The organism is Streptomyces sp. ISL-43 (assembly GCF_018614195.1).
In the GTDB taxonomy this organism is placed as follows: domain Bacteria; phylum Actinomycetota; class Actinomycetes; order Streptomycetales; family Streptomycetaceae; genus Streptomyces.
This window is the reverse complement of sequence record NZ_JAGGOT010000002.1, coordinates 145,843-168,273: the sequence shown is the minus strand read 5'-3', so window position 1 is coordinate 168,273 and position 22,431 is coordinate 145,843. Positions and strand designations below refer to the sequence as shown.

22 protein-coding genes and 1 riboswitch are annotated in these 22,431 nt (G+C 71.2%); of the genes, 11 read left to right on the top strand and 11 right to left on the bottom strand.

From position 1 onward, the window contains the following. Positions 1-37: 37 nt before the first annotated feature. Positions 38-1,432, top strand: a complete 1,395-nt coding sequence (locus tag J7F03_RS01420) for a PLP-dependent aminotransferase family protein (protein WP_214946762.1) — start codon at positions 38-40, stop codon at positions 1,430-1,432. Positions 1,433-1,440: 8 nt separating this feature from the next. Here J7F03_RS01420 and J7F03_RS01415 read toward each other — a convergent pair whose 3' ends face one another. Further along, positions 1,441-2,292 carry a hypothetical protein gene (locus tag J7F03_RS01415; RefSeq protein ID WP_214946982.1) on the bottom strand — a complete coding sequence of 284 codons (852 nt, stop codon included), beginning with the start codon at positions 2,290-2,292 and terminating at the stop codon, positions 1,441-1,443. 116 nt (positions 2,293-2,408) lie between these two features. Between J7F03_RS01415 and J7F03_RS01410 the strand changes: the two genes are divergently transcribed. Then, on the top strand, positions 2,409-2,738 hold the full coding sequence (locus J7F03_RS01410; RefSeq protein ID WP_214946761.1) for a hypothetical protein: 330 nt from the start codon (positions 2,409-2,411) through the stop codon (positions 2,736-2,738). 5 nt (positions 2,739-2,743) lie between these two features. After that, the gene (locus J7F03_RS01405; RefSeq protein WP_214946760.1) at positions 2,744-3,934 is read left to right on the top strand and encodes a glutathionylspermidine synthase family protein; all 1,191 of its coding nucleotides are present in this window, start codon (positions 2,744-2,746) and stop codon (positions 3,932-3,934) included. A gap of 39 nt (positions 3,935-3,973) precedes the next feature. Here the strand turns inward: J7F03_RS01405 and rocD are convergent, their stop codons facing one another. Further along, positions 3,974-5,179, bottom strand: a complete 1,206-nt coding sequence (rocD, locus tag J7F03_RS01400; RefSeq protein ID WP_214946759.1) for an ornithine--oxo-acid transaminase — start codon at positions 5,177-5,179, stop codon at positions 3,974-3,976. A gap of 110 nt (positions 5,180-5,289) precedes the next feature. After that, positions 5,290-5,380: riboswitch (ZMP/ZTP riboswitch) on the top strand. Positions 5,381-5,415: 35 nt separating this feature from the next. On the opposite strand from rocD, the gene glyA reads away from it, so the two are divergent. From glyA to J7F03_RS01380, 4 genes are all read left to right on the top strand, one after another. After that, a complete protein-coding gene (glyA, locus tag J7F03_RS01395; protein WP_214946758.1) occupies positions 5,416-6,684 on the top strand; it encodes a serine hydroxymethyltransferase in 1,269 nt (422 codons plus the stop codon). Between the two features lie 283 nt (positions 6,685-6,967). Next, a complete protein-coding gene (gene trpS, locus J7F03_RS01390; protein WP_214946757.1) occupies positions 6,968-7,981 on the top strand; it encodes a tryptophan--tRNA ligase in 1,014 nt (337 codons plus the stop codon). Positions 7,982-8,109: 128 nt separating this feature from the next. Continuing rightward, positions 8,110-8,718, top strand: coding sequence for a 2'-5' RNA ligase family protein (locus J7F03_RS01385; RefSeq protein WP_214946756.1), 609 nt, complete (start codon positions 8,110-8,112; stop codon positions 8,716-8,718). A gap of 145 nt (positions 8,719-8,863) precedes the next feature. Beyond that, complete coding sequence (locus tag J7F03_RS01380; protein ID WP_214946755.1) at positions 8,864-9,904, top strand: YihY/virulence factor BrkB family protein; 1,041 nt, start codon at positions 8,864-8,866, stop codon at positions 9,902-9,904. On the opposite strand, the gene J7F03_RS01375 is transcribed toward J7F03_RS01380, so the two are convergent. Beyond that, positions 9,852-11,096, bottom strand: coding sequence for a D-alanyl-D-alanine carboxypeptidase (locus J7F03_RS01375; protein ID WP_308378902.1), 1,245 nt, complete (start codon positions 11,094-11,096; stop codon positions 9,852-9,854). The genes J7F03_RS01380 and J7F03_RS01375 overlap by 53 nt on opposite strands. A 121-nt stretch (positions 11,097-11,217) precedes the next feature. Between J7F03_RS01375 and J7F03_RS01370 the strand changes: the two genes are divergently transcribed. From J7F03_RS01370 to J7F03_RS01360, 3 genes are all read left to right on the top strand, one after another. After that, entirely contained in the window at positions 11,218-11,478 is a 261-nt protein-coding gene (locus tag J7F03_RS01370; protein ID WP_214946753.1) for an SCO4848 family membrane protein, read from the top strand. Further along, entirely contained in the window at positions 11,475-12,794 is a 1,320-nt protein-coding gene (locus tag J7F03_RS01365) for a metallophosphoesterase (RefSeq protein ID WP_214946752.1), read from the top strand. Before J7F03_RS01370 ends, J7F03_RS01365 begins: the two co-directional genes overlap by 4 nt. Before the next feature lie 131 nt (positions 12,795-12,925). After that, complete coding sequence (locus tag J7F03_RS01360) at positions 12,926-14,482, top strand: ABC transporter substrate-binding protein (RefSeq protein WP_214946981.1); 1,557 nt, start codon at positions 12,926-12,928, stop codon at positions 14,480-14,482. Between the two features lie 99 nt (positions 14,483-14,581). On the opposite strand, the gene J7F03_RS01355 is transcribed toward J7F03_RS01360, so the two are convergent. From J7F03_RS01355 to J7F03_RS01335, 5 genes are all read right to left on the bottom strand, one after another. Continuing rightward, entirely contained in the window at positions 14,582-15,316 is a 735-nt protein-coding gene (locus J7F03_RS01355; RefSeq protein ID WP_214946751.1) for a TetR family transcriptional regulator, read from the bottom strand. 11 nt (positions 15,317-15,327) lie between these two features. Then, entirely contained in the window at positions 15,328-15,774 is a 447-nt protein-coding gene (locus tag J7F03_RS01350; protein ID WP_214946750.1) for a DCC1-like thiol-disulfide oxidoreductase family protein, read from the bottom strand. After that, positions 15,750-16,154, bottom strand: a complete 405-nt coding sequence (locus J7F03_RS01345; RefSeq protein WP_214946749.1) for a hypothetical protein — start codon at positions 16,152-16,154, stop codon at positions 15,750-15,752. The genes J7F03_RS01350 and J7F03_RS01345 overlap by 25 nt, the downstream gene beginning before the upstream one ends. 231 nt (positions 16,155-16,385) lie before the next feature. After that, on the bottom strand, positions 16,386-17,144 hold the full coding sequence (locus J7F03_RS01340) for an alpha/beta fold hydrolase (RefSeq protein ID WP_214946748.1): 759 nt from the start codon (positions 17,142-17,144) through the stop codon (positions 16,386-16,388). Positions 17,145-17,202: 58 nt separating this feature from the next. Continuing rightward, positions 17,203-17,787: a hypothetical protein gene (locus tag J7F03_RS01335; RefSeq protein ID WP_214946747.1), complete on the bottom strand. Its 585-nt coding sequence runs from the start codon at positions 17,785-17,787 to the stop codon at positions 17,203-17,205. 69 nt (positions 17,788-17,856) lie between these two features. Between J7F03_RS01335 and J7F03_RS01330 the strand changes: the two genes are divergently transcribed. Continuing rightward, the gene (locus J7F03_RS01330) at positions 17,857-19,401 is read left to right on the top strand and encodes a DUF4132 domain-containing protein (RefSeq protein WP_308378899.1); all 1,545 of its coding nucleotides are present in this window, start codon (positions 17,857-17,859) and stop codon (positions 19,399-19,401) included. On the opposite strand, the gene J7F03_RS01325 is transcribed toward J7F03_RS01330, so the two are convergent. Genes J7F03_RS01325 through J7F03_RS01315 form a run of 3 tightly spaced genes read right to left on the bottom strand, consistent with a single transcriptional unit; the run spans position 19,385 to position 22,430 of the window. Next, complete coding sequence (locus J7F03_RS01325; RefSeq protein ID WP_214946746.1) at positions 19,385-20,152, bottom strand: succinate dehydrogenase iron-sulfur subunit; 768 nt, start codon at positions 20,150-20,152, stop codon at positions 19,385-19,387. The two genes, J7F03_RS01330 and J7F03_RS01325, sit on opposite strands and share 17 nt — an antisense overlap. Next, a complete protein-coding gene (gene sdhA, locus J7F03_RS01320) occupies positions 20,152-21,915 on the bottom strand; it encodes a succinate dehydrogenase flavoprotein subunit (protein WP_214946745.1) in 1,764 nt (587 codons plus the stop codon). Before sdhA ends, J7F03_RS01325 begins: the two co-directional genes overlap by 1 nt. A gap of 23 nt (positions 21,916-21,938) precedes the next feature. Continuing rightward, positions 21,939-22,430 (bottom strand): succinate dehydrogenase hydrophobic membrane anchor subunit, encoded by a 492-nt coding sequence (locus J7F03_RS01315; RefSeq protein WP_214946744.1) that lies wholly within the window; start codon positions 22,428-22,430, stop codon positions 21,939-21,941. Position 22,431: the final 1 nt, after the last annotated feature.

Here is a 22,431-nt window from a genome sequence, read left to right as displayed (position 1 = left end):
GTACGAGCCAGGCGGCCCGCCTATATGGTCCATATCCATGACGGAATCCTGGGCCACTTTCGGTGCCGACCTGCATCTGGAGCTCGCCGCCGGCCGGGGCCTGCGGGCCGGTCTCACCGAAGCGCTGCGCGAGGCCGCGCGCAGCGGACGGCTCGCCCCGGGGCTGCGGCTGCCCTCCTCGCGCTCGCTCGCCGCCGACCTCGGGATCGCCCGCAACACCGTCGCCGAGGCGTATGCCGAGCTCGTCGCCGAAGGCTGGCTGACGGCCCGGCAGGGCTCCGGGACCCGGGTCGCGGAGCGGGCCCGGGCGCGGCGCCCCGCGCCGGCGGCGCCCGTACGGCGGCCCGTGCGCCCGAAGACCTCGTACAGCCTGATGCCCGGCTCCCCGGACCTGGGCGGCTTCCCGCGTGCCGGCTGGCTGTCGGCGGCCCGGCGGGCGCTGTCCGAGGCCCCGAACGAGGCCTTCGGGTACGCGGATCCGCGCGGGCGGGTCGAGCTGCGCGAGGCGCTGGCCGGGTACCTGGCGCGGGCGCGCGGGGTGTACGCGGACCCGGAACGGATCGTGCTGTGCGCCGGGTTCGCGCACGGGCTGATGCTGCTGGCGAAGCTGCTGCGGGCGCGCCGGGTCCGGGAGGTGGCGGTGGAGGGGTACGGGCTGGACGTGCACCGGGACCTGCTGACCGGGGCGGGGCTGCGGACGCGGGTGCTGGAGGTGGACGCGGCGGGAGCGTGCACCCGGGCGCTGCCCGGCTCCGGGGTCGGCGCGGTCCTGCTCACCCCGGCGCACCAGTTCCCGACGGGCGCCGCGCTGACGCCCGAGCGGCGGGCGGCGGCGGTCGACTGGGCCAGGTCCACGGGCGGGCTGATCCTGGAGGACGACTACGACGGGGAGTTCCGCTACGACCGCCAGCCGGTGGGCGCCCTGCAGGGACTGGACCCGGACCGGGTGGTCTACCTCGGGACGGCGAGCAAGTCCCTGGCGCCGGGGCTGCGCATGGGCTGGATGGTGGTGCCGCGGTCGCTGATGGACGAGGTGCTCGCGGTGAAGGGCCCGACCGACTGGAGCTCCAGCGCCATCGAACAGCTGACGCTCGCGGAGTTCATCCGGTCCGGGGCGTACGACCGGCACGTGCGCGAGATGCGGCTGCGCTACCGGCGGCGGCGCGACGAGCTGGTGGCGGCCGTCGGCGAGCGCGCCGCGGTCTCCGGCATCGCGGCGGGCCTGCACGCGGTGCTGGACCTGGCGGCGGGCGGCGAACGGGCGGCCCTGCGGGCGGCCGCCTGGCAGGACCTGGGCCTGCAGCCGCTGTCGTTCTTCCGCCATCCCGACTCGGTGGCGCCGCCGCGCGAGGCGCTGGTCGTCGGCTTCGGGACCCCGCCCCAGAGCGCCTGGTCCGCGACCCTGGCGGCCCTCGTCGCGGCGCTCCTGTGACGTCCCGGTCAGGGGGTTTCGGGGACCGGCCGCGAGGGGTCCGGCGGCGCCGGGGGTTCGCCGAAGCGGGCCAGCGCGAGGGCCCCGGCGACGGCCACCACGAAGCCCGTGACCGCCAGCCAGGTCAGACCCTCGCGGGTGCGGTCGCCCAGCCAGGCCACCCCCACCGCGGCCGGCCCGATCGTCTCGCCGAGCACCATCCCGGCCGTCGCCGTGGTCACCGAGCCGCGCTGGAGCGCCGAAGTCAGGAGGAGGAAGGCGGCGCCCCCGCCCAGCAGGAGCGCGTACAGGGCCGGGTTCGACAGCGCCGAGAGCGAGATGTCGTCGATGAGCCGGACCGCCACCTCCACCACCCCGAAGCCCGTCCCGGCCGCCAGACCCAGGGTCAGGGACCTGCTGCGGTCCGGCAGGCCGCCCGCCAGGGCCCCGGCCACGAGCACCAGGCCCGCCACCCCCAGCAGTCCCAGCTTCAGCGTGAGCGAACCGGTCCCCGAGCCCTCCTCGCCGGAGGACAGCCCCAGCATCACCAGCCCCGCGGCCACCACCGCCACCGCGGCCCACTCCGTCCCGCTCAGCCGCACCCGCAGCAGCCGCGCCGCGACCACCGCCGTCACCGCGAGGCTCGCGGCGAGCGCCGCGCCGACCGCGTAGATCGGGATGTGCCGCAGGGCGATGATCTGGAGGACGAAACCGGCCCCGTCCAGGCCGAGCCCGGCGAGGTAGCGCCACTGGCGCAGCGCCCGCATCAGGAGGGCGGTGTCGACTCCCGAGCCCGTTCCCGGCTCCGTCGCGCGCGTCGCGACCGCCTGGAGGACCGACGCCGTGCCGAAGCAGACCGCCGCACCGAGCGCGCAAATCATCCCAATGAGCACGAACCGACTCTAGGTCACGGATCTGGCGACGGCCGGATTCCGTCGGCCCCGCGACCCGTTCTAGTCTGTCGGGCAGTCGGCCACTCAGGGGGAGCGAACCACACATGGACAGCAGCGCCAGCAGCACCGGCAGCAGCACAGGAAACGCGCGCACCACGCGCCGAATGCGCTCGGGCGCCGTCGCGCTCGGCGGCATGGGCCTGCTCGCCGCCGCCCTGGTGGCCTGCGGCAGCAGCGACGAGCCCGACAAGCGCTGCGCGGACCGCGCCACGCTCGAGAAGCTGAACACCAAGGAGTGCAAGAGCGGCGGTCGCGGCTCGTACTACTACGGCGGCACCGTCACGAAGAACAAGGTCAGCGGCGGCAGCTTCGACAAGTCCGCCGTCACGCGCGGCGGCATCGGCGGCAGCCACAAGAGCTCCTCGGGCGGCTGATCCCGGTGAAGCGCCACACCATCGAGCCCCGCCCCGACTGGCAGAAGACCGTCGAGGAGCAGGGGCTGATCTACCCCCTCACCCGCTACCCCGACGACTCCCTGCGCCCCTACTGGGACGAGAGCGCGTACTACTCCTTCTCGCTGCCCGAGGTCGAGGCGCTGGAGAACGTCGTCGAGGAGCTGCACGCCATGTGCCTGGCGGCGGCGCAGCACATCGTCGACCACGACCGCTTCGCGGACCTCGGCATCACCGACCCCGAGCTCGCCGCGCTGATCGCCGAGTCCTGGCGGCGCCGCGCCGAACAGCCGTCCCTCTACGGCCGTTTCGACCTGCGCTACGACGGCACCGGCAGCCCCGCCAAGATGCTGGAGTACAACGCCGACACCCCCACCTCCCTCGTGGAGGCGGCCAGCCCGCAGTGGTTCTGGATGGAGGAGCGCTTCCCCGGAGCCGACCAGTGGAACTCCCTCCACGAGCGGCTCGTCGACGCCTGGCGCCGCCAGGCGGAGCTGCTGCCGCCCGGCCCGCTGCACTTCGCGCACTCCGAGACGGACGAACTCGGCGAGGACCTGATGACGGTCGCCTACCTCCAGGAGACCGCCGAGCAGGCCGGCATCGACACGCGGGAGCTGTCGGTGGAGCAGATCGGCTGGGACAGCCTGTCCGGCCGGTTCGTGGACGAGAAGCTCGGCTTCATCCGCGCCTGCTTCAAGCTCTACCCGTGGGAGTGGCTGGCCACCGACGAGTTCGCTCCGCAGGTCCTCGGCACGTACGACCACGGCGGCGGCTCCGGCACGACCGCCTGGATCGAGCCGCTGTGGAAGATGCTGCTCTCCAACAAGGCGCTGCTGGCCGTCCTGTGGGAGCTCTTCCCCGAGCACCCGAACCTGCTGCCCGCCTACCTGGACGGCCCGCGCGAGCTCGCCGACACCACCGGCTACGCCGCGAAGCCGCTGCTGGGGCGCGAGGGCGCGGGCGTCACCCTGCACACGGTGAGCGGCGAGCCGTTCACGCCGGAGCAGGACGAGACGTACGTCTTCCAGGGCCTCGCCCCGCTGCCCGACTTCGACGGCAACCGGGTGGTGCTCGGCGCGTGGGTCGTCGAGGACGAGGCGGCGGGGCTCGGCATCCGCGAATCGGCGGGGCCGGTCACGGACGAGTACGCCCGCTTCCTGCCCCACGTGATCCTCTGACGGCTTCGGCTGTCCGGCTATTCGGCCATGCGCTGACGGCTATTCGGCGAGGACGGACCTGAGCTGGTCCAGGCCCCAGTCCAGGTCCTCCTTGCTGATCACCAGCGGCGGCGCGATCCGGATCGTCGACCCGTGGGTGTCCTTCACCAGTACCCCGAGCTCCATCAGCTTCTCGGAGATCTCCCGGCCCGTGCCGCGCGCCGGGTCGATGTCGATGCCCGCCCAGAGCCCGCGGCCCCGTACCGCGGTCACCGCGCCGCCGCCGACCATCAGGTTCAACTCCCGGTGCAGGTGGTCGCCGAGCTCGGTCGCGCGCTGCTGGTACTCGCCGGTGCGGAGCATCGCGATGACCTCCAGCGCGACGGCGCAGGCGAGGGGGTTCCCGCCGAAGGTGGAGCCGTGCTCGCCCGGCTTGAACACGCCGAGCACGTCCCGGTCGGCGACCACCGCCGACACGGGCACCACGCCGCCGCCCAGCGCCTTGCCGAGGATGTACACGTCGGGCACGACCTCCTCGTGCTCGCACGCGAAGGTCTTGCCGGTCCGGCCCAGTCCCGACTGGATCTCGTCCGCCATGAACAGGACGTTCCGCTCGCGCGTCAGTTCCCGTACGCCCCGCAGGTATCCGGCGGGCGGTACGAGGACGCCCGCCTCGCCCTGGATCGGTTCGAGGAGCACGGCGACGGTGTTGGAGGTGACGGCGGAGGCGAGCGCCGTGAGGTCCCCGTACGGGACGATCTCGAACCCCGGGGTGTACGGGCCGTAGTGGTCGCGGGCTTCGTGGTCCGTCGAGAACGACACGATGGTCGTCGTACGGCCGTGGAAGTTGTCGGCCGCGACCACGATCTTGGCGTGGCCGTCCGGCACGCCCTTGACCTCGTAGCCCCACTTGCGGGCCGTCTTGACCGCCGTCTCCACGGCCTCCGCGCCCGTGTTCATGGGCAGCACCGCCTCCTTGCCGCACAACGCCGCGAGCTCGGTGCAGAAGTCCGCGAAGCGGTCGTGATGGAAGGCGCGCGAGGTGAGGGTGACCCGCTCCAGCTGGGCGCGGGCGGCGTCGAGCAGACGGCGGTTGCAGTGTCCGAAGTTGAGGGCGGAGTAGCCGGCGAGCATGTCGAGGTACCGGCGTCCCTCGACGTCGGTCATCCACGCGCCCTCCGCGGTGGCGACCACGATGGGCAGGGGGTGGTAGTTGTGCGCGCTGTGCGCGTCGGCGGAGCGGATGGCATCAGCAGTTTTCGACACGGGGTCTCCGATCGTCCGTCAAGGCCTGTGACGAGGGTGGCGTCACCTTCTAACTTCGCTCGTATACCGGACGGAGAAACCTTTCTCGTGGCGTGCCCGCTAAGGTGTGCGGTACGCACGGCGACTGGCGTACGGAGAACCAACTCCGGGGGAGTCGTGCGCGCACGACCGCATACAGGGCCGCTCGCCTGGGCCTCGCGGGGACGAGATCTGACATCGACCCCGGAGGAGCCGCCATGAGCGCGAACCACCACCCCGCCCTTCTTGCCACCGACCCCGAGCTGGCGTCCTTCGTCGCCGCCGAGGAAACGCTGCAGGCACAGACCCTGCGCCTGATCCCGAGTGAGAACTACGTGTCCGCGGCCGTGCTGGAGGCCTCCGGCACCGTGCTGCAGAACAAGTACAGCGAGGGCTACCCGGGCCGGCGCTACTACGAGGGCCAGCAGAACATCGACCGCGTCGAGGCGCTGGCCGTCGAGCGGGCGAAGGGCCTGTTCGGCGTGGACCACGCCAACGTGCAGCCGTACTCCGGCTCCCCGGCGAACCTGGCCGTGTACCTGGCCTTCGCCAAGCCGGGCGACACGGTGATGGGCATGGCGCTGCCGATGGGCGGGCACCTGACGCACGGCTGGGGCGTCTCGGCGACGGGCTCCTGGTTCCGTGGCGTGCAGTACGGGGTCCAGGCCGACAGCGGCCTCATCGACTACGACGCCGTACGGGCCCTCGCGCTGGCCGAGCGGCCCAAGCTGATCTTCTGCGGCGGCACCGCACTCCCGCGCACGATCGACTTCGAGGCGTTCGCGTCGATCGCGAAGGAGGCGGGCTCGGTACTCGTCGCGGACGTCGCGCACATCGCGGGCCTGATCGCGGGCGGGGCGCACCCGTCCCCGGCCGGGCACGTGGACGTGATCTCGACGACCACCCACAAGACCCTGCGCGGCCCGCGCGGCGCGATGCTGATGTGCCGCGAGGAGCACGCGAAGGCCATCGACAAGGCGGTCTTCCCGGGCCTCCAGGGCGGCCCGCACAACCAGACGACGGCCGGCATCGCGGTGGCGCTCCACGAGGCGGCGCAGCCGTCCTTCGTGACGTACGCCCACGCGGTCGTGGCGAACGCCAAGGCGCTGGCCGCGGCGCTGCTGGAGCGGGGCTTCGACCTGGTCTCGGGCGGTACGGACAACCACCTGATCCTCATCGACCTCACCGGCAAGGACGTCCCGGGCAAGATCGCGGCGAAGGCGCTGGACCGGGCGGGCATCGTCGTGAACTACAACACGGTGCCGTTCGACCCGCGCAAGCCCTTCGACCCGTCGGGCATCCGGATCGGTACGCCGTCCCTGACCTCGCGGGGGCTGGGGGTCGAGCACATGCCGGTGGTCGCGGAGTGGATCTCGCGGGCGGTGTCCGCGGCCGCGGAGTCGGACGAAGCGGCCCTCGGGGCCATCCGCGCGGAGGTCGCGGACCTGATGTCCGCCTTCCCGGCCCCGGGGCTCCCGCTGTCGTAACCCTGCGGGCCGCCTTCCCGGGGCTCCGCCCCAGACCCCGGGCAGAGCCCGGGGAACGGTGGAAGGGTGGGGCGGGGAGAGGGCCCGCGCGCGGCGGCGCCCGCACCCGGCGGCGGCAAATCGGTCGCTCGCTTCGGACAAGATCAAGCCGAACGGTTACGCGCGAGTACGCACAGTGATCGCCAATGCCCATGGGCCGCACCGGGTGATCTCCGGCCCGCGCCGGTCCGGATCAGGCCATGTGGCGGCCGGAGCCCGCCATCACACCTGAGAGAATGGAGCCATGGCTTCTGATCGTCCTCGCGCGCTCTCCGGCATCCAGCCCACCTCCGGTTCGTTCCACCTCGGGAACTACCTCGGAGCCATCCGCCAGTACGTCGCCCTGCAGGAGACGCACGACGCCTTCTACATGGTCGTCGACCTGCACGCGATCACCATGCCGCAGGATCCGAAGGATCTCCGCGCGAACACCCGCCTCTCCGCCGCGCAGCTGCTCGCCGCCGGCCTGGACCCCGAGCGCTGCACGCTCTTCATCCAGAGCCACGTGCCCGAGCATGCGCAGCTCGGCTGGGTCATGAACTGCATCACCGGCTTCGGTGAGGCCAGCCGGATGACCCAGTTCAAGGACAAGTCCGCCAAGCAGGGCGCCAACAACGCCACCGTCGGCCTGTTCACGTACCCGATCCTCCAGGTCGCCGACATCCTGCTCTACCAGGCGAACTCCGTCCCCGTCGGCGAGGACCAGCGTCAGCACATCGAGCTGACCCGCGACCTGGCCGAGCGCTTCAACACGCGCTTCGGGCAGACCTTCACCCTGCCCGCCGCGCACATCGTCAAGGAGGTCGCGAAGATCTACGACCTCCAGGACCCGGCGATCAAGATGTCGAAGTCGGCGTCGTCCCCCAAGGGCCTGATCAACCTCCTCGACGAGCCGAAGGCCACCGAGAAGAAGATCAAGAGCGCGGTCACGGACACCGAGGCCGTGGTCCGCTTCGACACCGTGAACAAGCCCGGCGTCAGCAACCTGCTCACGATCTACTCCACCCTCACGGGCGAGTCCATCCCCGCGCTCGAGGCCGCGTACGAGGGCAAGGGCTACGGCGCGCTCAAGACCGACCTGGCCGGCGTGATGGTCGATTTCGTCACACCCTTCAAGCAGCGCACCCAGGAGTACCTGGACGACCCGGAGACCCTGGATTCCCTGCTGGCGAAGGGTGCGGAGAAGGCCCGGGCGGTCGCCGCGGAGACCCTGGCGCAGGCCTACGACCACCTCGGTTTCCTGCCCGCGAAGCACTGACGGGCCGCGAAGGGAAAGAGGGCCCTGGCGATCTGGGGGGTGCTGCCGCCACACTGGGGCGGCAGCACACGCGCGGCACACAGGCCGCACACAGACGACGCGCAGGACGACAGGCGGAGGAGACATACGTGGGGACCGTAACGCTCGGCGTTTCGATCGCGGTCCCGGAGCCGTACGGCAGCAGCCTCCAGGAGCTGCGCGCCGGCTTCGGGGACGCCGCCGCGCACGGCATTCCCACGCACGTCACCCTCGTACCGCCGACCGAGGTGGCCGCGGAACGGCTTCCGCTGATCCGGGCCCACCTGGCCGAGGTCGCGGCCGCCGGCCGCCCCTTCGCGATGCGGCTGGCCGGTACGGGAACCTTCCGCCCCCTCTCGCCGGTCGTCTTCGTCCAGGTCGTCGAGGGCGGTCCCGGCTGCACCCGGCTCCAGAGCCGGGTCCGCGACCCGCAGGGGCCGCTCAGCCGGGAGCTGGCCTTCCCGTACCACCCGCACGTCACGGTCGCCCACGGGATCTCCGAGGAGGCGATGGACCTGGCGTTCAGCACGCTCGCGGACTACGCGGCCGAGTGGATCTGCTCCGGTTTCGCGCTCTACGAACAGGGCTCGGACGGGGTCTGGCGCAAGCTGCGGGAGTATCCGTTCGGCAATGGCGCGGCCGGTGTTCCGGCGCAGCCGGGGTCGGCGACGGACAGTGCGGCGAATGCCGCCGGCGAGGCCACCGTACGCCGTTCCTGACGCAGGAACCGGAACCGGAAGCTGATCCTTCGCAGGACCAGGGCGTGGAACGGCCGAGCCGTAGGGCGAAAAGTCACAATCGACGACCGTAGTCCCCAAAACCGGCAATACCGGCTATTTCCGATGGCTCATTTACGGTGAACGTATGGACTGGCTGACGAAACTCCCGGTGATCGGGCCCCTGGTGTCCGCCCTCATGCGGACCCACCTGTGGCGTTCCTACCAGCGGCTCGACCGCGTCCACTGGACCCGGCTCGCCGCCGCCATCACCTTCATCAGCTTCCTCGCGCTCTTCCCGCTGATCACCGTGGCCGCCGCGATCGGCGCCGGACTGCTGAGCCAGGACCAGCTCGACAAGCTCCAGAAGAACCTCGCCGAACAGGTCCCCGGCATCTCCGACCAGCTCGACATCAACGCCCTCGTCGCGAACGCCGGCACGGTCGGCCTGGTCGCCGCCGCGATCCTCCTCTTCACTGGCATCGGCTGGGTCGGCTCGATGCGGGACTGCCTGCGCGCCGTCTGGGGCAAGGACGACGAGGACGAGGGCAACCCCTTCGTCCGCAAGGGCAAGGACGCGATCGTCCTCATCGGCCTCGGCGGCGTCGGCCTGGCCTCGGCCGCCGCTTCGATCTTCGGCTCCAGCGCGGTCGGCAAGGCCGGCGACTGGCTGGGCGTGCCGCGCGAGGGCGCGGGCGGCGGGCTGCTGCGGGGCGGGGCCTTCCTCGTCGGAGTCGTGGCCGCCTTCCTGCTCCTGCTCTACGTCCTGACCCTGCTCCCGAGCGTCGAACCATCGCGCGGCCGCCTGATCCAGGCGGCCCTCATCGGCGCGGCCGGCTTCGAACTGCTGAAGCTGCTGCTCAGCGGCTACATGCGGGAGGTCGCCACGAAGAGCATGTACGGGGCCTTCGGCGTGCCGATCGCACTGCTGGTCTGGATCAACCTGACGGCGAAGCTGCTGCTGTTCTGCGCCGCCTGGACGGCGAGCCGCGACGACGGGGACGGAGACGGGGCGCAGGACCCGGAGCCGGAGCCGAAGCCGGGCTCCGAGCCTTCCGGGTCCTCCGCCGGGTCCTCCGCCGGCTCCTCCGCCGGCTCCTCCGCCGGTTCGGCTGACGGATCCGCCGGCGGGCCCGCTACGCCCGGCCGCGAGCCCGGCGGCCGCGGCCCCGCGGCCAGCGCCGGTTGACCGCGTACGCGCCGCCGGCCACGACGGCCAGGACCCCGCCCGCGACGCCGAGCGCCGTACCGACACCGCCGCCCGAGCCGTCACCGGACGCCGACGGGTTGTTCTCGTGGGACTGGGCCGGGGAGCCGTGCGAGGAGGTGTCCGCGCTCTTCGGCGGCACCAGCTCGCCCACCGGCTTGACCTTCCCGGCCGCCGAGAAACCCCAGTCGAGGAGGTCGGCGGTCTCCTCGTACACGGAGTTGGCCCCGCCGGTCCCCGGGTTCATCACCGTGACCAGCAGCTTCTTGTCCCCGCGCTGGGCGGCGCCGGTGAAGGTGGAGCCGGCCATCGTCGTGTTGCCGTTCTTCACCCCGGCGATGCCCTTGTAGGGGGCGATGCCGCCGGCGCCGGTCATCAGCCGGTTGGTGTTCTGGATCTCGAAGGTCTCGCGCGGCTTGCCCGTCTCCTGCCTGCCGGGGAACTTCGCGCTGGCCGTGCCGCAGTACTCGCGGAAGTCCTGCTTCTGCAGCCCGGAGCGGGCGATGAGGGTGAGGTCGTAGGCGCTGGAGACCTGGCCGGGAGCGTCGTAGCCGTCCGGGGACACCACGTGCGTGTCCAGGGCCTGGAGCTCCTCGGCATGGGACTGCATGTCGTTGACGGTCTTCTCGAAGCCGCCGTTCATGGCCGAAAGCACGTGCACGGCGTCGTTGCCGGAACGCAGGAACACCCCCAGCCACAGGTCGTGGACGCTGTACTCGGTGTCCTCCTTGATCCCGACCAGGCTGGAGCCGGAGCCGACCCCGGACAGCTCCTGCTCGGTGACCTTGTGGACCTGGCCCTTGGGCAGGCTCGGCAGCACGGTGTCGGCGAAGAGCATCTTCATGGTGGAGGCCGGGGGGAGCCGCCAGTGCGCGTTGTGCGCCGCCAGGACCTCACCCGTCTCGGCGTCGGCCACGATCCACGACCGGCCCGTCAGGTTCGCCGGCAGCGCGGGAGCGCCGGGCAGCGGGTTGACCTGCGTACCGGGCTGCCCGAGCGCCGTGCCGCCGACCGTCGACATGGAGGCGGGCGGCGCGGGCGCCTTGGGCGGCTGCCCCTTCCCATCGGCGGGCGGCGACGGCGCGGCGTACGCGGGCGACGCCAGCAGTGCCGGGACCAGCAGTGCGGGAAGTGCGGCGGAAAGGACCGTCAGTGCGGTCTTCTTGGCAGACACCCAGGTGAAAGTACATCCCGATCCTCTGATGAGCGGCACGGACCGGCCAATTTGCTCAAACCACCGCCGGGACAGCCCACCCCCGCGCGTCCGTCCCGGGGACGAAACCGATACTGGGGTCATGAGACTCAGCCGCACCGCTTCCTGGTTCCTGCTCGCCTTCGGTGCGTGGAGCTGGTTCATCTGGGTGTCTTTCATTCGGAACCTGTGGAAGGACGGAAGCGGCCTGGCGTTCGACGATGCGGGGAACCCGACCGGCTACTTCTGGGTCCACCTTCTCCTGGCAGTGGCGTCCTTTCTCCTGGGGACGGCCGTCGGAGTGATCGGGTTGCGCGGGGTGCGGGCGTTGCGGCGCGAATCACGTGAGGAGACGGGCGCATGACGATCGCTCTGGTCGTGGCCGCTGTCCTGCTGGTACTGGCCCTCCTGGCGCTGGTCCACCGCTGGCTCTGGATCCGCCTGGTCCGTGACACCACCGCCCCGGGCGGGCGCACCCGCCGCGCGGGCACGGCCCTGGCCTTCGCCCTCCCGCTGCTGGCCCTGGCAGCCCTGCTCGCGGGCCGCGCGGGCGCCCCCTTCTGGCTCCAGCGCACGGTCTCCTGGCCGGGCTACCTCTGGCTGGCCGTCCTCCTCTACCTGACCCTGGCCATGCTCGTGGCCGAGGCCGCCCGCGCGGTATGGCTCCGCCGGCGGACCGCTCCGGCCCCGGCTCAGGAGATTCCGGCCGACGAGGCCGCGCCCGCCGCGGGCCGCGCCGCCACGGCATCCGGTGCGGAGTCGGCGGGGAGCGGAACGGCGCCGGCGGCCACCCTCGCGGTCCCCGCCGGGCCCGCGGCCGCCGCCGGGCCCGTGGCACCCGCCCCGGACGGGGACGGGCTCAGCCGGCGCCGCTTCGCGCGGACCGTCGCCGGGGCGGCCGGCGCCGCCGCGATCGGCACCGTCGGGTACGGCACGTACGGGGTCATGCGCGGGCCGCGCGTCAAGCGGGTCCAGGTCCCCCTGGCCAAACTGCCCCGCGCGGCTCACGGCTTCCGCATCGCCGTCGTCAGTGACATCCACCTCGGGCCCGTCCTCGGCCGCGCCCACACCATGCGCATCGTCGACACGATCAACCGCACCCAGCCCGACCTCATCGCCGTCGTCGGCGACCTCGTGGACGGCAGCGTCGACGACCTCGGGTCCGCCGCCGAGCCGCTCCGGGGCCTGCGCGCGCGGCACGGCTCGTACTTCGTGACCGGCAACCACGAGTACTTCTCCGGGGCCCAGCAGTGGGTCGACCACGTCCGCGAGCTCGGCCTCACGCCCCTGGAGAACGCCCGGCGCGCGCTCCCGTACTTCGACCTCGCCGGCGTCAACGACGTCCAGGGAGAGTCCGAGGGGCACGGCCCCGACTTCGCCGCCGCGCTCGGCGACCGCGACCGCGCCCGCAGCTCCGTACTCCTCGCGCACCAGCCCGTCGTCATCGACGAAGCGGTCCGGCACGGAGTCGACCTCCAGCTGTCCGGCCACACCCACGGCGGCCAGCTCTGGCCCGGCAACTACCTCGCCGAGCTCGCCAACCCCACCGTCGCCGGGCTGGAGCGCTACGGCGACACGCAGCTCTACGTATCGCGCGGGGCGGGTGCCTGGGGGCCGCCGGTGCGGGTCGGAGCACCGTCGGACATCACAGTCGTCGAACTCGCCTCATATCAGGCGTGAACCACCCGAACCTCCAAGGGTACACCGTGAATCGGCCTTCCCGGGGCTGAAATTCCATGATGGGATGACCGATAATCGGATAGCTGGTCGTGCACATCGGTGTGCGACCACGTGGGGTGGAGTCAGGGATGTTGCGGTCTGTCCGCTCGAAAGTCATCGCGGCCGGGCTGGTCCTCGGGGTCGCCGGCGTCGCCACCTGGCAGTTGCTGCCGCAGGACGCCGGCGGCGGCAAGGCGATCCGCGTCGGCACGAGCGACGTGGTCTCCTCCCTCGACCCGGCCGGGGCGTACGACGCCGGTTCCTGGGCCCTGTTCAGCAACGTCTACCAGTCGCTGCTGACCATCCGGACCGGATCGGGCACGCCGGTTCCGGACGCGGCCTCCTCCTGCCAGTTCATCGGGGCGAAGCTCACCACCTACCAGTGCGAGCTGCGCTCGGACGTGAAGTTCTCCTCCGGCCGCGCGATCACCGCCGAGGACGTCAAGCACTCCTTCGACCGCATCAAGGCGATCAATTCCGACCAGGGGCCGGCGCCGCTGTTCAACACGCTGGAATCGGTCAAGGCCGAGGGCCGCACCGTCACCTTCAACCTGTCGGCCGGTGACGCGACCTTCCCCTTCAAGATCGCGACGGGCGCCGCCTCGATCGTGGACAAGGACAAGTACCCGGCCAAGGCGCTGCGCGAGGGCGTGAAGGTCGACGGCTCCGGGCCGTTCACCCTCGGCGACTACGCCGCGGGCACGAGCGCCGAGCTCAAGCCGAACTCCTCGTACAAGGGGCAGGGCAAGATCTCCAAGAGTGCGGTCACCATCCGGTACTTCAAGGACTCCGCGCAGCTGGAGCAGGCCTGGAACGACCACGGCATCGAAGTCGCCCACCGCGACATGCCGCCGGCCGTCCTCGCCGCCCTCAACCCGGGCCTGAAGGACACCCGCTACCAGACCTCGGGCGGCACCGAGACCCGCAGCATGGTCTTCAACATGCGAGGCGGCTCCACGGTGGCCCAGCCCGCCGTCCGCCAGGCCGTCGCCGCCGTCCTGGACCGCGCCAAGCTGGCCGGCGAGGTCTACAAGGGCACGGTCACCCCGCTGTACTCGCTCGTCCCGGCGGGCATCGCCGCCCACAGCACGCCGTTCTTCGACGCGTGGCCGTCCCCGAACGGGACCGCGGCGAAGAAGCTGCTCAAGGACGCCGGGATCACCACCCCGGTCGCGATCACCCTCGGGGTCAACACGCGCGGCGCGAACGTCGCCGAGGCCGAGGAGATCAAGGCGCAGCTGGAGTCCACCGGCCTGTTCCAGCTGACCATCCAGCCGGTCGAGAAGTGGGCCGACTTCCAGAAGGCCTACGCGGCGGGCGAGTTCGACGCGTACACCATCGGCTGGATCGCCGACTTCCCGGACGCGGACAACTTCCTCGCCCCGCTCGTCGGCGCCGACTCCTCCATGAACAACGGCTTCTCCGACAAGGCCGTCGACGACCTCATCACCCGCACCCAGTCCTTCTCGGACCGCGGCGCCGCGGCGAACGACTTCCGGGAGCTGCAGAAGCTGGTCGCCCAGCAGGTCCCGATGATGCCGATCTGGCAGAAGAAGGACTACGTGATGTCCCGCGAGGCCGTCACCGGCGCGCAGTACCTCTCGGACGGCACCGGCGTCTGGCGCCTGTGGGAACTCAACTGGCTCTGAGCCCGCGTACGGGACCCGGCCGATGGGCCGGGCCGGGTGTGCGGGGCGTGCCGGGCCGGGTCGGGTCGGGCGGGCCCGGCAAGATCCGAAAGGGACGGCCTAGTCGAGCTCGGGGCCGGCGTCCGGGTCCGAGGCGCGCTTCCTGGAGACCGCGGTCTGGGCCATGCCCGGCAGGAAGTCCGCGAACAGCTCGTGAACCTCCCGCACCAGCGGCCGCAACACGCGGAACCGGGCCAGGATGATGCCCCGGGTCGTCAGCTGCGCGCCGCGGTCGGCGAGCCGCCGGGTCTTCTCGCTGTTCGGGGAGCGGTCGAAGACCCAGTAGAGGACCAGGCCCATCTGCGAGAGCCACATCAGCTCCGGCAGTACGTCGGCCAGTTCGTCGGGCACCTTGGTCTTCGCGCCCGCCAGGACCTCGCGGTGCATGTCGATCGCCTGCTTGCGGGCCGGCTCCGACTCCGGGGAGAAGGGGCTGAGCGGGCTCTCCGGGTCCGCGGCGTTCTTGAAGAACTGCGAGGCGAACTCGTGGTACGGCTCCGCGATGTCCAGCCAGCTGGTGAGGACGCCCGCGAGCCGCTTCTGCAGATCGCTCTCGCTGTTCAGGATCGGCCGGACCGCCGCCAGGTGCGCGGCGCCGATCCGGTCGTAGAACCCCTGGACCAGGTGTTCCTTCGACTCGAAGTAGTAGTAGGCGTTGCCGACCGATACTCCGGCCTCCTTGGCGATACCGCGCATCGTCGTTTTGTCGAAGCCGCGCTCCTGGAAGAGGCGGAGCGCGGTCTCGAGGATGAGCGTGCGGGTCTGCTCGCTCTTGGGAGCCTTCTGATCAGTCACGGTGCACGAGCCTATCGGGGCGCTGGGCAGTGGTCGTCACAGGCCGGGTCCTCCTGCCCGTCGGAACCGTCCCGCACGGCCTCCCGCCATCTGGCGGCGGTGTACATGGCCGCCCGGGCGAAGGGCCGGCCGGCCGGTGTGGCCAGCCAGTTCGCCTTCGGCCGGTGCTCGGCCAGCGCCCACAGACAGACGATGAAGGCGTCCGTCCCGGTCCACACCTGACCGGCGTCCCCGATGACGGTGATCTCCCGCAGCGTCGAGGCGTGATCGAGCTGCGGGTAGCGGCGCTGTGCCTCGAAGGAGGCCGCGGGCAGGAGCCGTAGCGGCACCAGCCAGCGCTGGGCGAGCAGCCAGTGCCGGATGTGGACACAGAGCGGGCACTTCGCGTCGTAGAGCACCGTCAGGTGCCGGGTCGCGGCGGTGGCCACGGTGATCAGGCCCCGGCGGGCGCGGTCCACCCCTGGGGGGCGACCGGCGGGGTCAGCTGGCGCTCCATGATGCCGCGGCGGCGCATCTTGTTCAGGACCCAGACGTTGCCGAGGTGCATGACACCGAGGACCAGGAGCACGACGCCGATCTTGACCGAGAGCGCCTCGAAGAGCCCGCGGGCCTCGGTGACGGTCTCGCTGGCCCGCAGGTACAGGGTCACGAAGCCGATGTTGACGAGGTAGAACCCGACCACCAGGAGGTGGTTGACGGCGTCCGCGAGCTTCTCGTTGCCCTGCAGGACGTCGGCGATGAAGATGCGGCCGTTGCGGCTGAGCGTGCGGGCCACCCAGATGGTGAGTCCGATGCTGATGACCAGGTAGATGACGTACGCGACCACGGTGAGGTCCATTGCCCTCGCCCCCCTTGAACGTGTTCAACTGCTGACAGCGCTGACTGTAGACCTCTTTTTGAACAGGTTCAAGCGAAGTGCGGGCGGATCCGGCCCGTCGTTGGCCGCCACATCCTCGACGGCCGCTCGTCCCCGCTCCCCGGCCCGGGCCACCAGGTGTCGGTGTCCCGTTCCAGGGCGCGCCGGGCGGGCTCGAGGACGAGCGGTGCCTCACCGACCTCGGCGATCAGGTCAGGAGCACGGCAGGAACTCCAGCAGCAGCCGGGTGGTCTGCGCCGGGCGTTCCAGGGAGGGGAGGTGGCCGGCCCAGTCCAGTTCCACATGGACGGCGCCGGGTACGAGGGAGGGGAGCTCGGCGGGGAAGTCCCGGAAGTCGGGGATGTCGTGCGCGCCGCCGACGGCGAGGACGGGGGCGGTGATGGCGCCCAGCTCGACGGCGGGCTCGGGGAGCTCGTGGTCCTCGTCGCCGGCCAGGGTGGCCTGGAAGTTCCCGAGCTGCATGGCCCGCACGAGCTCGTGCGCGGCCTCGTCGGCGTCCGGGCCGAGCCACTGGCGGGCGTTGAGCGCGGCCGCGCCCTCCAGGTCGCCGGCCTCCAGCAGGGCGTCCTCGGCGGCGTTGAAGGCGAGCAGTGCGGGACCGCGCCGCTGCGCGGGCCGGGCGGGACAAAGAAGCGCCAGCGCGCTCACCCGGTCCGGATGCAGCGCGGCCAGCGTCAGTGCGACCCGCCCGCCGTACGAGGATCCGACGAACGCCGCCCGCCGGATCCCGAGATGGTCCAGCAGCTCCCGTACGTCACCGACGTCGCTGTACGGGGCCTCGGCGGCGGGGGAGTCCCCACAGGTCCGGAAGTCCGGCCGGACCACCCGGAACCCGGCATCGAGCAGCGGCTTCCACTGCGGCTCCCACATCCGCCGGTCGCATACGGAGGAGTGCAGCAGTACGACGGCCGGCGCGCCGGCGGGCCCGTCCACATCATGAGAAAGGATCATCCGCCGATCTTCCGCGACCGACCCTCCGCCCCGCCACCGGGTTCCGTTCCGGGTTGCGTCACATGCTCAGGGCGCGGGCCTGGTTGAGCTGGCTCATGACCCACATGTACGTGCCCTGGTCGACGGCCGGGATCATCGTGGAGTGGTGGCGGCCGGCGCTGTTGACCGTGATCTGGATGTAGCCCGTCGTGCGGCGCTCCTTCATCAGGAGGAAGAACAGGCCGAGCAGGCAGAACAGGAAGAAGATGATCGCCAGCACGATCGCGTGCGCCGGGATCTTCTCTTCCGTCCGGGACATGTCCGTGGCGTTCCAGATCGCGCCCCTGAGCGGCATCGTGCCGGACGGGGTGATGATCTGGTCCCCGGCGATGGTGATGTCGCCGAGGGAGAGTCCGGCGGCCGGGTACCCCGAGGGCGCCGGCGCGGGCGCCGGGGCGGGAAGGCCCGCGCCGGCGATGGTCGGCTGGTAGGCCGGGGGCTGCGGGTAGCCGTAGCCGGGCTGGGCGGGGCCCGGCGGCGGGTAGCCGTAGCCGGGCTGTGCCGGATAGCCGTAACTCGGTGTGCCCGGACCCCACTTGTGGTCGTCCTGGCCGCCACCCTGACCCGGCTCGCTCGCGTACGGATTCGGCTGCTGATCACTCATGCGCGAATAATTTCATAGGCGCCCAGGGGTGGTGGACCCTTTGTCGGTGCCTGGCCCTGGTCTCCGGGCGTGGGAAGCGTGAAGTTCGTCGACGAGACGACCACCGGGGGCCGTGGCGACGGCTGGGGCATGGACATCGCCGAAGAGCGGCTCGCGCTGCGCGAGTTGATCCGGCGGCGGATATTCCGCGAAGCCGCCGAGTCCGATTCCGGGACGGCGGGGGCGGTCGCCTGGTGCGCCCGGCCGGGGGAGAGGGCCCGGTGGACCCGCAGGCGCAGACCGAGGCGGCGCTCGCCGCCTTCGGGCGCAACGGCTTCCCGGCTGTCGACCCGGGTGACCTTCAAGGGCACCCTCAAGGTCGTCGACACGGCCCTGGCGGCGCGCGCCGAGGCGCTCGGGCTGAGCCGCGAGGAGGTCGAGGAGCTCGCCGTGCCCACGTATGGATTGGACGCGGCCGGATTGGACGCGGCCGGGCCCACCGGGGTCGGGCGCGCCGAGTTCACCTTCGGGGAGGCCGCCGCCCTGCTGGAGGTCCGCGGATCCAAGGCGGTGCTGTCCTGGCGCGACGCCGCCGGCAAGGCGGTCAAGACCGTCCCCGCCGCCGTCCGCCAGGACCACGCCGAGGAGCTCAAGGAGCTGAAGGCCGCCGTCAAGGACATCGACAAGATGCTCTCCGCCCGGGCGGAGCGCCTCGACCGGCAGTTCCTCGCCCGCCGTACCTGGGCGTACGGGGCCTGGCGCGAGCGGTACCTCGACCACCCGCTGGTCGGCACCCTCGCCCGTCGCCTGGTCTGGACGGTCGCCGGCGTCCCTGCCGTGTACGACGGCACCGACCTCCGCACCATCGAGGGCGACCCGCTGTGCGTCACCGCCGAGGCCGAGGTGCTGCTCTGGCACCCGATCGGCCGGGAGCCGGCCGAGGTGGCCGCCGTGCGCGAGCGCCTCGAAGCGCTCGGTGTCACCCAGCCGTTCAGGCAGGCCCACCGCGAGGTGTACCCGCTGACCGAGGCCGAGCGCCGCACCGGCACGTACTCCGACCGCTTCGCCGGCCACGTCCTGCGCCAGCACCAGTTCCACTCCCTGGCCGCCGTCCGCGGCTGGCGCAACAAGCTGCGGCTCTGCGTGGACGACTCCGCACCGCCCGCCGTGCGCGAGCTGCCGCAGTGGGGGCTGTGCGCCGAGTACTGGATCGGAGGGGAAGACAGCGGCGACGCCCAGCCGGACACAACGGAATCCGGCAGCTATCTGCGGCTGACCACCGACCAGGTGCGCTTCTACCCCATCGACGCCCCGCAGAACTGGGCGCACTGCGGCGGCGGCGCGTACTCGACCTGTTCGTCGGGGTCGCCAGCGTGGGCAACGACGCCACCTGGTCCGACGGCGGCCCCCAGGGCCGGTACCGCGCGTACTGGACCTCGTACGGCTTCGGCGAGCTCGGGCAGAGCGCCGAGACCCGGCGGACGCTGCTGGAGCGGCTGGTGCCGAGGCTGGCGATCGCGGACCGCTGCCGGGCCTGACGGGCCTGACACGGCGAGGGCCCCGCCCCCGGAACGGATCCGGGGACGGGGCCCTCGTACGCGTCACACCTGCGAGGTGATCAGAAGCGGCGGGTGATGAGGGCCCGCTTCACTTCCTGGATCGCCTTCGTGACCTCGATGCCGCGCGGGCACGCGTCGGTGCAGTTGAAGGTCGTGCGGCAGCGCCACACGCCGTCCTTGTCGTTCAGGATCTCCAGCCGCTGCTCGCCGGCCTCGTCACGCGAGTCGAAGATGAAGCGGTGCGCGTTGACGATCGCCGCCGGGCCGAAGTACTGGCCGTCGTTCCAGAACACCGGGCACGAGGACGTGCACGCGGCGCACAGGATGCACTTGGTGGTGTCGTCGAAGCGCTCGCGGTCCTCGGCGGACTGCAGGCGCTCGCGCGTCGGCTCGTTGCCCTTGGTGACCAGGAACGGCATGACGTCCCGGTACGCCTGGAAGAAGGGCTCCATGTCGACGACGAGGTCCTTCATCACCGTCAGGCCCTTGATGGCCTCGACCGTGATCGGCTTCTCCGGGTTGATGTCCTTGATCAGCGTCTTGCAGGCGAGCCTGTTCTTGCCGTTGATCCGCATCGCGTCGGAGCCGCAGATGCCGTGCGCGCACGAGCGACGGAAGGTCAGCGTGCCGTCGAGGTCCCACTTGATCTTGTGGAGACCGTCGAGCACGCGCTCCTTCGGGTCGATCTCGATCTGGAAGTCCTGCCACTGCGACTCGTCCGAGATCTCGGGGTTGAAGCGGCGGATCCGGAACGTGACCGTGATGAACGGCGAGGCCGCGGCCGCGGCCTCCATCTCGTCCGTCTTGGACAGGGTGGGGGTGGCCATCAGTACTTACGCTCCATCGGCTGGTAGCGGGTGACGACGACGGGCTTGTAGTCCAGGCGGACAGTGTCCGTGGCGTTCTCGCCGTCGCCGACGACCTCGCGGTACGCCATGGTGTGGCGCATGAAGTTGACGTCGTCGCGGTTCGGGTAGTCCTCGCGGTAGTGACCGCCGCGGGACTCCTTGCGCGCCAGCGCGGACACGGCCATGACCTCGGCCAAGTCGAGCAGGTTGCCCAGCTCGATGGCCTCCAGCAGGTCCGTGTTGAAGCGCTTGCCCTTGTCCTGGACGGACACGTTCTTGTAGCGCGCGCGCAGCTCCGCGATCTTCTCGACCGCGGTCTTGATGGTCTGCTCGGTGCGGAACACCATCACGCAGGCGTCCATCGTCTCCTGGAGCTCCAGGCGCAGGTCGGCGACCCGCTCGTTGCCCGTGGAGGCACGCAGGTGCTCGACCAGGTCGATGACCTGCTGCGCCGGGTTCTCGGGCAGCTCGACGTAGTCGTTCGCGTGGGCGTAGGCCGCGGCCGCGATGCCCGAGCGCTTGCCGAAGACGTTGATGTCCAGCAGCGAGTTGGTGCCCAGGCGGTTCGCGCCGTGCACCGACACGCACGCGACCTCGCCGGCCGCGTACAGGCCGGGGACGACGGTGGTGTTGTCCATGAGGACCTCACCCTCGACGTTGGTCGGGATGCCGCCCATGGCGTAGTGCGCGGTGGGCTGGATCGGGATCGGGTCCGTGTACGGCTCGATACCGAGGTAGGTGCGCGCGAACTCGGTGATGTCCGGGAGCTTCGCGTCGAGCTGCTCCGGCGGAAGGTGCGTCAGGTCCAGGTACACGTGGTCGCCGGCGGGACCGCAGCCGCGGCCCTCGCGGATCTCGGTGTAGATGGAGCGCGAGACGACGTCACGGGACGCGAGGTCCTTCATGACCGGCGCGTACTTCTCCATGAAGCGCTCGCCGTCCTTGTTGCGGAGGATGCCGCCCTCACCGCGGGCGCCCTCCGTCAGCAGGATGCCCATGCGCCAGATGCCCGTCGGGTGGAACTGGAAGAACTCCATGTCCTCGAGCGGCAGGCCGCGGCGGTAGCAGGCCGCCTGGCCGTCACCCGTGAGGGTGTGCGCGTTGGAGGTCACCTTGAAGAACTTGCCGGTGCCGCCGGAGGCGTAGATGACGGACTTCGCCTGGAACACGTGGATCTCGCCGGTGGCGAGCTCGTACGCGACCACGCCGGCCGACTTCTTGACGCCGTCCTCTTCGACCAGGAGCTGGTCCAGGACGTAGAACTCGTTGAAGAACTCCACGCCCTCCTTGACGCAGTTCTGGTACAGCGTCTGGAGGATCATGTGACCGGTGCGGTCCGCGGCGTAGCAGGACCGGCGGACCGGCGCCTCGCCGTGGTTGCGGGAGTGGCCGCCGAAGCGGCGCTGGTCGATGGTGCCGTCCGGGGTGCGGTTGAACGGCAGGCCCATCTTCTCCAGGTCGAGGACCGCGTCGATGGCCTCCTTCGCCAGGATCTCGGCGGCGTCCTGGTCGACCAGGTAGTCACCGCCCTTGACCGTGTCGAAGGTGTGCCACTCCCAGTTGTCGTCCTCCACGTTGGCGAGCGCGGCGGCCATGCCGCCCTGCGCGGCGCCCGTGTGGGAGCGGGTGGGGTAGAGCTTCGTCAGCACGGCGGTGCGGCTGCGCTTCGTCGATTCGATGGCGGCGCGCATGCCCGCGCCACCCGCGCCGACGATGACGGTGTCGTACTTGTGGATCTTCATTGGTTTCGCCTCAGCCCCGTTGCCTAGCGGATGTTCGGGTCGAAGGTGAAGATCACCAGCGTGCCCAGAAGAATGGTGAACACGGTGGCGGTGTAGAGCAGGCCCTTGAGCCACAGCCGCGTGTTGGCGCGCTCCGCGTAGTCGTTGATGACGGTACGCAGACCGTTCGCGCCGTGGAGCATCGCGAGCCACAGCATCAGCAGGTCCCAGCCCTGCCAGAACGGGGAGGCCCAGCGGCCGGCCACGAAGGCGAAGCCGACCTTGGAGACGCCGCCGTCCAGAACGAGCTGGATCAGCAGGTGGCCGATGACCAGGACGACGAGCACGATGCCCGAGAGGCGCATGAAGAGCCATGCGGCCATCTCGAAGTTGCCGCGGGTCGAGCGCGGGGTCTTGCTCGTGCGCTTGCGCGGTGCCTCGATGAACGGCGCCGGGTTGTCGACGTCGTACAGGGAGACGGCCTCGACGTCGCCGACGGCCTTGGTCATGTTGGCGGGAGAAGTGTCAGAAGACATG

What these genes read in the sequence shown, in the direction of transcription:
- J7F03_RS01415 (WP_214946982.1), bottom strand. Translation starts at nt 2,292, where the DNA reads ATGATTTGCGCGCTCGGTGCGGCGGTCTGCTTCGGCACGGCGTCGGTC.
- J7F03_RS01340 (WP_214946748.1), bottom strand. Translation starts at nt 17,144, where the DNA reads ATGATCCTTTCTCATGATGTGGACGGGCCCGCCGGCGCGCCGGCCGTC.
- J7F03_RS01325 (WP_214946746.1), bottom strand. Translation starts at nt 20,152, where the DNA reads ATGGCCACCCCCACCCTGTCCAAGACGGACGAGATGGAGGCCGCGGCC.
- glyA (WP_214946758.1), top strand. Translation starts at nt 5,416, where the DNA reads ATGAGCGCGAACCACCACCCCGCCCTTCTTGCCACCGACCCCGAGCTG.
- J7F03_RS01315 (WP_214946744.1), bottom strand. Translation starts at nt 22,430, where the DNA reads ATGTCTTCTGACACTTCTCCCGCCAACATGACCAAGGCCGTCGGCGAC.
- J7F03_RS01345 (WP_214946749.1), bottom strand. Translation starts at nt 16,154, where the DNA reads ATGGACCTCACCGTGGTCGCGTACGTCATCTACCTGGTCATCAGCATC.
- J7F03_RS01370 (WP_214946753.1), top strand. Translation starts at nt 11,218, where the DNA reads ATGAGACTCAGCCGCACCGCTTCCTGGTTCCTGCTCGCCTTCGGTGCG.
- J7F03_RS01420 (WP_214946762.1), top strand. Translation starts at nt 38, where the DNA reads ATGACGGAATCCTGGGCCACTTTCGGTGCCGACCTGCATCTGGAGCTC.
- trpS (WP_214946757.1), top strand. Translation starts at nt 6,968, where the DNA reads ATGGCTTCTGATCGTCCTCGCGCGCTCTCCGGCATCCAGCCCACCTCC.
- J7F03_RS01410 (WP_214946761.1), top strand. Translation starts at nt 2,409, where the DNA reads ATGGACAGCAGCGCCAGCAGCACCGGCAGCAGCACAGGAAACGCGCGC.
- sdhA (WP_214946745.1), bottom strand. Translation starts at nt 21,915, where the DNA reads ATGAAGATCCACAAGTACGACACCGTCATCGTCGGCGCGGGTGGCGCG.
- J7F03_RS01365 (WP_214946752.1), top strand. Translation starts at nt 11,475, where the DNA reads ATGACGATCGCTCTGGTCGTGGCCGCTGTCCTGCTGGTACTGGCCCTC.
- J7F03_RS01380 (WP_214946755.1), top strand. Translation starts at nt 8,864, where the DNA reads ATGGACTGGCTGACGAAACTCCCGGTGATCGGGCCCCTGGTGTCCGCC.
- J7F03_RS01335 (WP_214946747.1), bottom strand. Translation starts at nt 17,787, where the DNA reads ATGAGTGATCAGCAGCCGAATCCGTACGCGAGCGAGCCGGGTCAGGGT.